At 52.4% G+C, this 12,500-nt stretch carries 14 protein-coding genes; 6 read left to right on the top strand and 8 right to left on the bottom strand.

Annotated features, from left to right (window positions below):
• The first annotated feature begins 190 nt into the window (after nt 1-190).
• Nucleotides 191-544, top strand: coding sequence for a hypothetical protein (locus ACFX4O_RS01640; protein WP_131410839.1), 354 nt, complete (start codon nt 191-193; stop codon nt 542-544).
• A 52-nt stretch (nt 545-596) separates the two neighbouring features.
• Entirely contained in the window at nt 597-1,058 is a 462-nt protein-coding gene (locus ACFX4O_RS01635) for a hypothetical protein (protein WP_380206828.1), read from the top strand.
• Between the two features lie 118 nt (nt 1,059-1,176).
• On the opposite strand, the gene ACFX4O_RS01630 is transcribed toward ACFX4O_RS01635, so the two are convergent.
• Nucleotides 1,177-1,806 (bottom strand): glutathione S-transferase family protein, encoded by a 630-nt coding sequence (locus ACFX4O_RS01630; RefSeq protein ID WP_380206826.1) that lies wholly within the window; start codon nt 1,804-1,806, stop codon nt 1,177-1,179.
• A 347-nt stretch (nt 1,807-2,153) separates the two neighbouring features.
• On the opposite strand from ACFX4O_RS01630, the gene dacC reads away from it, so the two are divergent.
• The gene (gene dacC / locus ACFX4O_RS01625) at nt 2,154-3,356 is read left to right on the top strand and encodes a serine-type D-Ala-D-Ala carboxypeptidase (protein ID WP_380206824.1); all 1,203 of its coding nucleotides are present in this window, start codon (nt 2,154-2,156) and stop codon (nt 3,354-3,356) included.
• Nucleotides 3,357-3,387: 31 nt separating this feature from the next.
• On the opposite strand, the gene deoR is transcribed toward dacC, so the two are convergent.
• Both deoR and ybjG read right to left on the bottom strand, forming a co-directional pair.
• On the bottom strand, nt 3,388-4,146 hold the full coding sequence (gene deoR / locus ACFX4O_RS01620; protein WP_131410847.1) for a DNA-binding transcriptional repressor DeoR: 759 nt from the start codon (nt 4,144-4,146) through the stop codon (nt 3,388-3,390).
• A gap of 65 nt (nt 4,147-4,211) precedes the next feature.
• The gene (gene ybjG, locus ACFX4O_RS01615; protein ID WP_380206822.1) at nt 4,212-4,820 is read right to left on the bottom strand and encodes an undecaprenyl-diphosphate phosphatase; all 609 of its coding nucleotides are present in this window, start codon (nt 4,818-4,820) and stop codon (nt 4,212-4,214) included.
• 274 nt (nt 4,821-5,094) lie between these two features.
• Here ybjG and ACFX4O_RS01610 point away from each other — a divergent pair, with 274 nt between their 5' ends.
• Complete coding sequence (locus ACFX4O_RS01610; protein ID WP_131410851.1) at nt 5,095-6,327, top strand: MFS transporter; 1,233 nt, start codon at nt 5,095-5,097, stop codon at nt 6,325-6,327.
• Between the two features lie 30 nt (nt 6,328-6,357).
• Here ACFX4O_RS01610 and ACFX4O_RS01605 read toward each other — a convergent pair whose 3' ends face one another.
• Nucleotides 6,358-7,560, bottom strand: coding sequence for an MFS transporter (locus ACFX4O_RS01605; RefSeq protein ID WP_131410853.1), 1,203 nt, complete (start codon nt 7,558-7,560; stop codon nt 6,358-6,360).
• Between the two features lie 80 nt (nt 7,561-7,640).
• Here ACFX4O_RS01605 and ACFX4O_RS01600 point away from each other — a divergent pair, with 80 nt between their 5' ends.
• A complete protein-coding gene (locus ACFX4O_RS01600) occupies nt 7,641-8,183 on the top strand; it encodes a TetR/AcrR family transcriptional regulator (protein WP_380206819.1) in 543 nt (180 codons plus the stop codon).
• Here the strand turns inward: ACFX4O_RS01600 and ACFX4O_RS01595 are convergent.
• Nucleotides 8,154-8,900: a 2-phosphosulfolactate phosphatase gene (locus ACFX4O_RS01595; RefSeq protein WP_380206817.1), complete on the bottom strand. Its 747-nt coding sequence runs from the start codon at nt 8,898-8,900 to the stop codon at nt 8,154-8,156. The genes ACFX4O_RS01600 and ACFX4O_RS01595 overlap by 30 nt on opposite strands.
• Before the next feature lie 11 nt (nt 8,901-8,911).
• Nucleotides 8,912-9,130, bottom strand: a complete 219-nt coding sequence (locus tag ACFX4O_RS01590; RefSeq protein WP_380206815.1) for a hypothetical protein — start codon at nt 9,128-9,130, stop codon at nt 8,912-8,914.
• On the opposite strand from ACFX4O_RS01590, the gene ACFX4O_RS01585 reads away from it, so the two are divergent.
• Nucleotides 9,035-9,721 carry a hypothetical protein gene (locus ACFX4O_RS01585; RefSeq protein ID WP_380206813.1) on the top strand — a complete coding sequence of 229 codons (687 nt, stop codon included), beginning with the start codon at nt 9,035-9,037 and terminating at the stop codon, nt 9,719-9,721. The two genes, ACFX4O_RS01590 and ACFX4O_RS01585, sit on opposite strands and share 96 nt — an antisense overlap.
• Here ACFX4O_RS01585 and ACFX4O_RS01580 read toward each other — a convergent pair.
• Entirely contained in the window at nt 9,718-10,380 is a 663-nt protein-coding gene (locus ACFX4O_RS01580) for a hypothetical protein (RefSeq protein ID WP_380206811.1), read from the bottom strand. The two genes, ACFX4O_RS01585 and ACFX4O_RS01580, sit on opposite strands and share 4 nt — an antisense overlap.
• A 282-nt stretch (nt 10,381-10,662) precedes the next feature.
• Entirely contained in the window at nt 10,663-12,348 is a 1,686-nt protein-coding gene (locus tag ACFX4O_RS01575) for an aspartate:alanine antiporter (RefSeq protein WP_020457185.1), read from the bottom strand.
• Nucleotides 12,349-12,500 lie beyond the last annotated feature (152 nt).

Below are 12,500 nucleotides of genomic sequence, written 5' to 3'. Positions count from 1 at the left end.
AATAACAACGACACGTTCGCTTGTTATGAGAATATGTTGAGATACAAACGTTGCATTTTTTAAAAAATGTTTGTTTCTCAGCAATATTGCTATTCCTTTAATTTATAATATGTCTGTTTTATCGCTCTTATTCGTCAATGAAAACACCAGAATTATACGCTGGAAAATTTAATGATGTCAGAGGTGACTCATGTTTCTTAACTCAAAATATACCAACGTTCATCGTTCGTTGCTCGCGGTTATCAAGCCAGCATTAAATGAGCATGTATTTGAAAACAAAAGAACGGATGCCTGCTTTGCGCTGAAAAAATTGATGGCGCTATATAATGAGCTTCGCGTTGAACTGACGGCGCATTCATACCCGCCAGAGTTGACTGATTTTTTATTTACCTATGAATGTGCGTTGATAACACTGGATGATTATTTAAATTCCAACACCCCCAGGGAAATGAACAATACCATTCACACCTGTTTTCAGTTTATAGAAACTGTTCCTGTATTACTTCGGCGTGTTTCGGTTCAGTACCGCATGCAAGCCATATGAAAATTAATTATTCAGCTGTAATGAAAATCTTATATCACTTTACGAGATGGGTATGATGGATAATGTCGCCACTGAGCAGTTAGGTCTGTCGTTAGAACGGGCAAGTTTTTTAAAGAAAAGATCGCAATCATTTCTGTCGGCTGCCAGACAATCTGGCTTAGCGGATCACTCTTTTACTCAGCAGGATGACGCGCTGAGTGATGATCATGCTGCGGTGATATCGGGTATGGAGTGTGGCGAAGAGGTGACGCTCTTGCTGGAGAGTTTGCAGAATATCGATTTTGCTATCCATAAACTCGACGCGATAAATAATGATGAAGTGGCAGAACCCGACGTGATGGCTTTTTATCAGGATGCAATCGAACTTCTTGATGAGGCAGAAGCGCTGCTGGAGGAGTGCTGTGAAGTCGATCTTATTGACCACGCAACGGATGAGATCGAATGGGATGAAAGTAGCCTGGTTCCCTTAGAAGATGATTCATTGTTTGCGGATGTCGAGGGCGAAGAGGAGTAGTGTGTCTGCTCCTGGCCACAAGACCTGCGTGTTACCGCGTGGGGATACCGGATGGCGCTGGGCATATTTCATCACCAACAGCAGGCGATAATGTCAGCGCCACCGGTCAAAAAAATTATCAGGTCACCGGGATCATTACCGCGTTTTTGAAGCCGGGGCGTTCGCATAATTCCGCATACCAGCGTTGCAGATTGGTGTGCGATGCCCAGCGCAATCCGGGGATATTGTAGAGATTATAGATAAATGGCCCGACGGCGATATCCCCGCAGCCAAAGGCCTGCCCGGAGAGCCACGGCTGTTTTGCCAGCGCATCATCGAGCAGCACGAACATCTCATCCAGCGCGCTTTTGCTGGCTTCAAGCGCGGCATTGTCACGCTGTTCCGGCGCAGTGCGCACCAGCCCCTGCAGCAGCGGGCCATGTTTCGGGGAGAGAGTGCTCAGCGCCCAGTCCATCCACTTTTCCCCTTGTGCACGCTCAGCGGGGGATTCAACCCACAAACGGCCCTGACCGTACTGTGCCGCCAGGTAACGCACGATGGTGTTGGATTCCCACAGCACCACATTGGTTTCATCATCACGCAGCAGCGGCACCAGACCATTCGGATTCATCGCCAGATAGTCAGGCTCATTGTTCACGCCAAACTCTCTGCCCGCCAGAATATGCTGATACGGTAATTCCAGCTCTTCCAGCAGCCAGCGAACTTTTTTGACATTAGTCGAGTTATTTCTGCCCCATAGCGTTATCATTTTTACCTCAGTGGTGTGAATGAGTGTCGGTGTGACATTCATCGTGTGCCAATCTCCGTCATTCTTCAAGTTGCAGATGCGCGGGTTTTGTTACCGGTTCATTCGTAAGCGTCGCGCCTTCGGCGCCAGCGCAAGCACAGCCCGACGCGCGAGGGCGTTTTGTCTTGCAACTCGAATTATTCAGGGGATAAATATTCAGTACAAACGGAGCGCAACATGCTGTTATTGCGTAAACTTTAAAAACTTTACCCAGTGACGGTTTTTTTCGTTTCATTTGTGCGCTATTACTCACCGTTTGTTGCGGCACGGTGTTGTGACGTTTTTGAATGGATACTCGGGTGGCCCCTATGACGCATTTCTCTTTATCCCTTCGCAGCCTGGTTGCGGGCTCTGCGCTGTTGATGCTTTTCTCCCCTTCGTTGTACGCGGTGGAACAAACGCCGGGTGCGCCTCCGGTCGATGCGAGAGCATGGATCCTGATGGATTACGCCAGCGGCAAGGTGCTGGCAGAAGGTAACGCTGACGAGAAGCTCGATCCTGCCAGCCTCACGAAATTGATGACCAGCTATGTGGTTGGTCAGGCGTTGAAAGCCGGAAAAATTCACCTCACCGATACGGTGACCGTCGGTAAAGACGCCTGGGCGACAGGCAACCCGGCGCTGCGCGGATCTTCGCTGATGTTCCTGAAACCTGGCGACCAGGTTTCCGTTGCCGATCTTAACAAAGGCGTGATTATCCAGTCCGGCAACGACGCCAGCATCGCCATCGCAGATTTCGTGGCGGGCAGCCAGGACTCATTCGTCAGCCTGATGAACAGCTATGCGCAAAAACTCGGTCTGACCAATACCACCTTTAAAACGGTACACGGCCTGGATGCACCAGGGCAGTTCAGTACCGCGCGCGATATGGCGCTGCTCGGTAAAGCACTGATTCATGACGTGCCGGATGAGTACGCCATTCATAAGGAGAAAGAGTTCACCTTCAATAAGATCCGCCAGCCGAACCGTAACCGGTTGCTGTGGAGTACCGGTATGAATGTGGATGGCATGAAAACCGGCACCACCGACGGTGCGGGTTACAACCTGGTGGCTTCAGCGACGCAGGGCGATATGCGCCTGATTTCTGTGGTGTTGGGCGCGAAAACTGACCGCATCCGTTTTAATGAGTCAGAAAAATTGCTGACGTGGGGTTTTCGTTTCTTCGACACGGTGACCCCGATTAAACCCGACGCGACGTTTGTCAGCCAACGTGTCTGGTTTGGTGATAACAGCGAAGCAAAACTTGGCGCTGGTGAAGCGGGATCTATTACCATTCCTAAGGGGCAGATGAATAACCTGAAAGCCAGCTACACCTTGACACAGCCGGAACTGCAGGCGCCGCTGGCCAAAGGCCAAGTGGTGGGCACTATCGATTTTCAGTTGAACGGTAAAACCATTGAGCAACGCCCGCTGGTGGTGATGGAGGCGGTGGAAGAGGCCGGTTTCATCGGCCGGATGTGGGATTTTGTATTGCTGAAATTCCACCAGTGGTTTGGCGGCTGGTTCTCCTGATACCCAATTGACCGTGCCCGATTGGGCGCGGTCAATAGAGCAACGTTATCTGATTTTTTTTTGCTTCGCTCTCCAGCGCCTCGTCGGGGCGGCAGTCGCTGACCAGCACGTCAAAGCGGCTTAATGCCCCCATGCATGCCGAACGCACTTTCCCGAACTTGCTGTGATCCACCACCAGAACATGGTATTGCGCGCTGGCCATCGCCCAGTGCTTTACCGGCAACTCTTCCAGATTAAAACAGGTCGCGCCCTGCTCGGCATGCACACCCGCCGCCGAATAAAAGGCGATATCCGGGCGCAGATTGTTCAGCGTTTCGTTGAAGTTCAACGGCTTGAAAATAGCGTTGCTGGCGTGAAATTCACCACCGCTGAGAATGGCGCGGCACTGCGGTTTTTCCTGTAATGCCAGAAAGGTGTTCAGGGAGTAACAGACGCCGGTGAAGGGCTGATCGTCGGGGATCGCCTCGATAATCCATGGTGTGGTGGTGCCGCAATCGAAAAAGGCCATCTGATGCGCTTTTAACAGGGAGGCGGCGAGTTTTGCCGCGTGACGCTTCTCTTCTACCAGCCGATTTTTTTGGTCACTTAACAGATAATGGCTGGCGGAGCGCGGCTCCAGTACGATGTAACCACCCAGCAGCACTACCGGCGCGCTGTTGGCGCTGAGATCGCGGCGAATGGTCATTTCAGATACGCCAAGCAGCGTCGCCGCCTCTTTGAGGTGCAGTTTATCGCTGCGCTTGAGCGCCGCCAGCAATTGGCCTATCCGTTCGTCGCGTCTTGTTTCCATAATTCCCCTGAATAAAAGAAAGCCCTGCATTGAGCAGGGCGTTCATATTACCTTTGCCTGGTGGCTTAGTCACGTACCCAGCCGCGGCGAATCAGCATGGCGAAACAGGCGCGATAGATCTGTTGCACACTGTGGTAGAGCGTAGGGCCAAAGCCTTGCCAGAGGATTTGCGCGGACAAACAGCCGCCGATGCCAACCAGCAGCGCGCCGAGCATATCCAGCGGCCAGTGCACACCAAGATAAATACGTGACCAGGCGATGGTCAGCCCGATGACCATCAACAGCGCGCCCGACCATAGACGGTGCCAGGCAAGGAAAGCCACCGCAAAGGTGAAGATCACCGTGCCGTGATCGCTCGGGAAGGAGCTATCCGCCGCGTGGTGCAGGAAGTTGTAGCCGACGCGATCGGCAAAGGGACGATCGTGCGGGAAAAAATGCCCCAGTAACGCCGAATAACAGAGACTGACCAACATCGCCAGGGTGACTTTAATCACCAGTTGACGCTGTGCGTTCACCTGCTCGCGTGGACCCCATAGCCAGAGGCCAACCGCCAGCAGCGGCACAATGCTGATTAAATCGCTGGCGGCAAAATCGGCAAACGCAATCAGCCAGTGCGGAGAGTCTGGCGTGGCGTTAATCCAGTAGAACAGGGTGTAATTCAGGCTCTCTAACATACGCTTGTTACTCTTTGATTAAACAATCTACATTGACGCGAAAGCGCCCACCTTAAAAGCGGCATGGTTAACGGTAAAGCGGTTTTGTCTTACTCATCTGAGAGTTAGACGATTCCTGGAGTGAACCACAGAGGGCGTATAGTACGGAGGGGGACTTAAGTGAACCTTAAACGAACTGAAATGTGCTTTATTTAATGTGTGACAGAGAATTTCCTATCGCGGCAAAGCGGCTTTGATTACACTCTGCGCGATTTTTCATAGATGAAGAGATTGCATGCAAAACCATACCTTAACTGGCCAACGTCTGGGACGACGGGCGCTACTGTTTCCCCTCTGCCTGGTGCTTTACGAATTTTCCACCTATATCGCCAACGATATGATCCAGCCCGGCATGTTGGCCGTGGTGGAGCAGTACAACGCCGGCATTGAGTGGGTACCGACCTCCATGACCGCTTACCTTGCGGGCGGCATGTTTTTGCAATGGCTGCTGGGGCCGCTGTCGGATCGCATTGGCCGCCGCCCGGTGATGCTAACCGGCGTGGTGTGGTTTATCGTCACGTGCCTGGCAACACTGCTGGCGCAGGACATTGAGCAGTTCACGCTACTGCGATTTTTGCAGGGCATTAGCTTGTGCTTTATTGGCGCAGTCGGTTACGCGGCAATCCAGGAATCTTTCGAAGAAGCGGTGTGCATAAAAATTACCGCGCTGATGGCAAACGTGGCGCTGATAGCGCCGCTGCTCGGTCCGCTGGTGGGGGCCGCGTGGGTGCATGCTGCACCGTGGCAGGGGATGTTTGTTCTTTTCGCGTTGCTGGCGGCGTTCTCCTTTTTTGGTCTGCAACGGGCGATGCCGGAGACGGCTACGCGGCTGGGTGAAAAGCTCTCTTTTAAAGCGCTGTGGCGCGACTACGCAGAAGTGATGAAGAACCTGCGTTTTGTTGCTGGAGCGTTGGCGACAGGTTTTGTCAGCCTGCCATTGCTGGCGTGGATTGCCCAGTCGCCGATCATTATCATCAGCGGCGAGCAACTGAGTAGTTATGAATACGGCTTGTTGCAGGTGCCGATATTTGGCGCGCTGATTATTGGTAACCTGGTGCTGGCGCGTCTGACGTCTCGGCGTACCGTGCGCGCGTTGATCATTATGGGCGGCTGGCCAATTATGGCCGGGTTGCTGCTGGCGGCTGGCGCTACTCTCGCCTCTTCGCATGCCTATTTGTGGATGACAGCCGGGCTGAGTCTGTACGCGTTTGGTATCGGGCTGGCGAATGCCGGGCTGGTGCGTCTGACGCTGTTTGCCAGCGACATGAGTAAAGGCACCGTTTCGGCGGCGATGGGCATGTTACAGATGTTTATTTTCACCGTCGGTATCGAAATCAGTAAACATGCCTGGCTGAGCGGCGGCAATGGCTTGTTCAGCTTCTTCAACCTGGCTAACGGTGTGCTGTGGCTGGGCTTGATGGTGGTGTTTCTGCGTGATAAACGGGTAGGGAATTCGCTGGAAGGATAGGGCGGCGCTCATCAAAGCGCCGTCCTGTTGTCAGCAAGTTTCAGCTTGCGTTTCCGGGGCCGGTTTGGCGACCGCGCGGGCAACCAGGGCAGCAATCAACACCAGCCCCATCACCACCAACATGGCGCTACGCAGGCCGTAGTGCTCGCCGAGAAAACCGAGCAGCGGCGGGCCGACGAGAAACGCCAGGTAACCGGTGGTGGCGACCACGCTGACGCGGGTTGCCGCATCCGGGCCGGTATCGCTGGCGGCGGAAATGGTCAGCGGGAAACCGAGTGACGCACCAAGCCCCCACAAAATCACTGAAATACCCGCCACCCATGCACTATCAACAAAGATAATCAGCCCGATGCCCAACGCCCCCATCAGGGCGCTGGCGCGTACCACGGTGACCCGGCTGTAACGGTCAATAAACCAGCCGCCGGTAAATCGCCCGACAGTCATTCCAAGGGTGAAACCGGTATAGATAAGCGAGCCGGAAGTCGGGCTAAAGCCATGACCATCCACCATCAATAGCGGCAACCAGTCGTTGGCGGAACCTTCGGCAAATGCCATTGCCAGTACGACCACGCCAATTAGCAGCAGTTGTGTATCACGCCAGAACGGCTGCCCTTTTTTCCCGCGCGCTTTATCTTCGGCGGAGTCTTTGCCGGTGCCAGGCGGAATGGCGGAAATCGCCAGGGTAATGGGAACAATCGCCACCAGCGCTGCTGCCAGAATATGCCAGTTTGCCGCCAGCCCAATAGCGGTAACGCTCATACCAATTCCTGCGCCGACCAACGTGCCGAAGCTGTAAAAACCATGCATCATGGGCAGCACGGTTTTGCCCATTTCGCGCTCAACCACTGCACCTTCGATGTTTATTGCCACTTCGCCCGCGCCCATGCTACCGCCGAAAAAGGCGAGGCCGACCGCAAACAACAGCGGGGAAGCGAACCACAGCGCGATACTCAGCAGCACCATCCCGATGACGCAAAGTGACATGCTGGCGAGGATCACTTTCCGTGCGCCAAAGCGCTTCACCAGCCAACCGGAGGAAAGAATGCCGCTCATCGAACCGACCGACAGACCAAACAGCACCACGCCCATTTCCGCGGTGGAGACCGATAAAATATCGCGGATCGCTGGCGTTCGCGTGGCCCACGACGCCATTAATAGCCCCGGTATAAAAAAGAAGGTAAACAGCGCCCACAAGCGATGTTGCAGGGCTTTTCGCGATGCATTGGTTGTCATAGCTTCACATCAAACAGTGAAAAGGTGAGACAACACTAGCAAGGAAGTGTACATTTGTACATAAATGAGTGAGAGGATCTATGGCCCGAAGACCCAACGACCCGCAGCGGCGTGACCGCATTCTGCAAGCGACGCTGGATACCATTGCTGCACATGGGATTCAGGCAGTAACGCACCGCAAAATTGCCAGCTGTGCTGATGTGCCGCTGGGTTCAATGACCTATTACTTTTCCGGCATCGAAGCGTTATTAGAAGAAGCTTTCAGCCTGTTTACCCGGCAGATGTCGGCGCAATATGCCGCTTTTTTCGACGGTGTTGACAGTCAGGCAAAAGCCTGTGAGGCGCTAACCGAACTGATTTACAGCGCCCAGGTAACCACTGCGCGCAATATGGAACTGATGTACCAGCTGTATGCATTTATGAGCCGCCAGCCCACGCTGAAAAGTGTGATGCAAGACTGGATGTGCGCCAGCCAGGCTACGCTGGAGCGCTGGTTCGAACCGATGACGGCGCGTGCGCTGGATGCGTTTATCGAAGGAATGACGCTGCATTTTGTGGTCGATCGCGAACCGCTGAGCCGCGAAACCATTCGCTTAATGGTTGGGCGTCTCGCCGGGCAGTGAGCGGTACGCGTTGTCGATTAATGCGCAGGCGCGATGGCTTGCGTCAAGAGCGAGACACAATTCTACGTCCGCTGAAAAACCCCGCGCGTGGAGTTCATTGGCGGATGCGCAGTGACAGAGATCGCTGAACACGCAGCCCTGAAATGCTGCCTTTGCCGCTTGCGCTTCGGGTGATAGCTTACGTTCACCAAGTGCGGCGATAATTGCGCCCGCTGCCAGATAATCCTCCACCGCCGGGCGCAGGCTGCCATCCGGCCAGCGTTCCCCTGCCGGGATCAGCAAAATGCGCTCAAAACCTGCACACGCTTTTGCGGTCGCCAGTCGATTACGAAAACACCCGCTAAACACCGCTGCGCCGAAATCGCGTGCTTTAAACGAAAAGGTGGAACCGTTAGGTGAGGGGAGCACCAGCCGGTGTCCGGCGGGAATAGGCAGTAATGAGGCGGGCGAGAGCGTATATTTGCCACCGGCAAAGGTGCGATTGAAGCTGGCAACATCGGCATGGTTTTCCTGCGCGTAGCGCTGCGCGCTGGCATCTTTCCACGGCCACGGGTAAATCAGCGCCTGGTTCTCGGTGGCGATGCTAACGCACGTGGAGAATGACATCACGTCGACAATCACCACACAATCGGCTTCCCGCGCCAGGTGCTCCGCTGCGGCTAAACCCCACTCCAGCCTTACATCGAACGGGCTTTGGCTGTACCACTGTGCACACATTTTCTGCTCCTTTATTCCACGCGAAAAACATTGGGATGTTTTTCCGTTGTGGCCTCATGGAAAATATCCCCCAGCCAGCCAGGGATCTCCGCTTCGCTTAATTCACCGGGAATGATGATGTTATAAAGCCGCGAATGCTTGCCTTCGCTTCTGTCCACGCGGAACACCTGCCAGCCATCCGCAACGCGCTTCACTCCAATGTAACGGCCAAAAACGTTGTAAATCAGCATTGTGGAGCTCCTTGCAGTGTCGGGCGATCGTTAAAAAAAGAGCACAATGAAAAACACAGCGCTGGCGTTCGCTTAAGTATTAATGCAAAAATAGGAAATTCAAACAACCTATTGAAAAGGAATAGAATGTTGTTAAACACCGTAATGTGGCTGATATCCGTGGCCGTGTTTTTCGCCTGGATCTTTGGTATCACTTTAAAAAATACCTTTGCCACAAATGCGAAACATTTTGGCCTTTTTCTGCTGGTGCATCTGATGTTGAGCGGTGCCGCCATTATGTTGAAAAAGCACGGTGTTGCGGGTGTTAGCAGAGACTCCGGCCCGTGGGTGTTTACCGGTCTCAGGTTGTTTTTGAAGTGTTATATGGCGTTTGCAATGATCATAACGGTGAGTTTTTTCTTTGCGCTTATCAGCAAAGGTGCGCAACAGATGACGCACTTTCATAAAACTTATAACGCTGCCAATCTGCACCGCAACCCGCTTAAATTCTACCTGCGCCGTGAATCGGGGATTGTATGGGCGTACGGGCTATGCTTTTTAGCGGGTGGCGTTTATGTGCTGTGGGCGATATGGTTTCGCGTAGCGTTTTAAGACGTTTTTGGTTGCGATTGTTCAGCTGTCACTTTTTTGTTGATATCGACAGATATTTTATGCGCGGCGTATAAACAGAATAGAATAATAATAAGATGTCCTAAATTTATCCCTCGCTGACTATTCATAATAGAAAAGAGTACAGCGTTGTTGCGTTTTAATATGAAATAACACCATATATTGGCAAATAAGAAAATGAATAATACCGTTAATACAAAAGCGATTTGCACAAGGCTTTTATAGGTCACTTGAGGTTCTCTGTAAAAGAGAATCGCGAGCGCCATTAATGATGTCGTCAGTAATGCTGTAGAAATCCCGCTGGACCACAGCAGTAGGTCGCTGGTTACTTTGCGCAGTGCTGCACCAACTTTGCCTCGCAGGGTCTCCATTCCCCAGGTGTCGGGTTTCATGGCTTCCATATCTTTCATGAAAAAGGATGCCGGGACAATAATAAATAACACCATCCAACCGTAATTAAGTTGCGGCATGCTTTTATCCAAAAAACTAAGAAAATATTTTGCGATATCAAAATTTGCCGTTTTTCCTGCAATATAAAATGAAATGATGGAGATAACGCACCACATACCGATTTTATAAAAAACATCGCGCCATAATGATTTTTTTAGCCAGCTTTCGAGTCTATTTTCTTCCGCTTTCATCGTTTTCCCGTTATAGCGAGTAATGCTGTTTCGGCATCGATATTACCAAATCTGCGTTGCTTCTCCAGGGGCAGTGAGAAAGCGAAACACAGGCTTCTTATCGATTCAAATCGAAGAGGGCAATGAAAAAAGGCAACAAAAAACCCATCAACCTTGAACCTAAGCGGCGGGGTTGATGGGCTCCACAAAATGGGGACATCAAAGAAAAGCAGTGGCACTAGTTATGACTGACGCCCCACAAAAAAGTTCTGCGCATAGCTGAAATATTTCTCAGCTTCAGACTTATCCGAGGCCAGGCCAGATAATGATGATTAATGTCCCCGCCAGCGTCAGCAGAACGTTGGCGATGGCATACGTTCCCGCATAGCCCAGCGCCGGGATATTGCTGCGTGCCGTATCGCTGATGATCTCCATTGCCGGGGCGCAGGTACGTGCGCCCATCATCGCACCGAACAACAAAGCACGGTTCATTTTCAGCACATACGCGCCAAACAGAAAACAAATTAACACCGGCACCAGGCTGACAATTAGCCCGGCAATCAGCATCTGGCCGCCCACCGCGCCAAGACCGTTGCCAATGCCGCTACCGGCGCTTAAGCCCACGCCTGCCATAAATACCATCAGGCCAAACTCTTTCACCATCATCAGCGCGCCCTGCGGGATATAGCCGAAAGTCGGGTGGTTGGCACGCAGGAAGCCGAGCATGATCCCGGCGAATAACAGGCCGGCAGCGTTACCCACGCCGAAGCTGAAGGAGCTGAACTGGAAAGTGATCATACCGATCATAAGGCCAACAATAAAAAACGCGCAGAAGGCGAGCAGGTCGGTGACCTGGCTGTGAATAGAGATAAAGCCGATGCGGTCAGCAATGGTTTTTACACGACGCGCGTCACCGCTGACCTGCAAAACGTCGCCTTTGTTGAGCACGATATTGTCGTCAATCGGCATCTCGATCTGGCTGCGGATCACGCGGTTTAGAAAGCAACCGTGATCGGTCAGCTTGAGCTGCGCCAGACGGCGGCCCACAACGTTGTGGTTTTTGACAACCACTTCTTCGGTGACGATACGCATATCGAGCAGATCACGGTCAAACACCTCTTTGCCGTTGCGGAAACTTGGGTCAAGGCGTGCGTGTGCATCCGGGTAACCGACCAACGAAATTTCATCGCCCATTTGCAGCACGGCATCACCGTCGGGGCTGGCGAGAATGCCGTTGCGGCGAATACGTTCGATATAACACCCTGTCTGACGGTAGATCCCCAGCTCGCGCAAGTTTTTGCCGTCGGCCCATGCCACCAACTCCGGCCCTACGCGGTAGGCGCGGATGACCGGCAGATAAACTTTACGGTGCGCATCGGTATCCAGACCGCGTTCACGGGCGATCTGCTGGGCGCTGGTTTGTAAATCCTGGTGCTGCAATTTCGGCAAATAACGTGCGCCGAAAATCAGACTTACCAGACCAATCAGGTAAGTCAGAGCATAACCAAGGCTCAGGTTATCCAGCGCGCTGGAGAGTTGCCCGTTCTCCATACCAGAATGGCGCAGCGTATCGCCAGCGCCCACCAGAACAGGCGTTGAGGTCATCGAGCCCGCCAGCATGCCCGCCGTCAGGCCGATATCCCAACCGAACAGTTTGCCAAGACCTAACGCAATTAACAGAGCACTGCCAACTAATACCAACGCCAGCATGAGGTAATTCTTGCCGTCGCGAAAAAAAATAGAGAAAAAGTTTGGTCCGGCTTCAACACCGACACAAAAAATAAACAGCATAAAGCCAAGGTTAAGTGCATCCGTGTTAATGCTGAAATGCTGCTGGCCTAATAATAATGAAACCACTAAAACGCCAATGGAATTACCGAGTTGAACAGAACCCAGTCGTAATTTACCGAGACAAAGTCCGAGTGCCAGAACGACAAACAATAACAGTATGTAATTCCCGTTTAACAAATCTGCGACGTTTATATTCACGGAGGCTAACTTCTTGTTTACTTGTAAGCTGTTGAAAGAAATGGTTATTTGAGCTAGTGTTTTGTCCATGCGCTGGCGTATGAAAAAAGCGGTGCAACACCAGACACTCCCCACAAAACAAAAACAGGCCGCTAGTTTAATCGTATTAGATT

This window comes from Kosakonia sp. YIM B13571, assembly GCF_042788095.1.
Taxonomy (GTDB): domain Bacteria; phylum Pseudomonadota; class Gammaproteobacteria; order Enterobacterales; family Enterobacteriaceae; genus Kosakonia; species Kosakonia quasisacchari.
The sequence above is the reverse complement of the archived record's forward strand: the minus strand, read 5'-3'. Positions and strand labels throughout refer to the sequence as shown.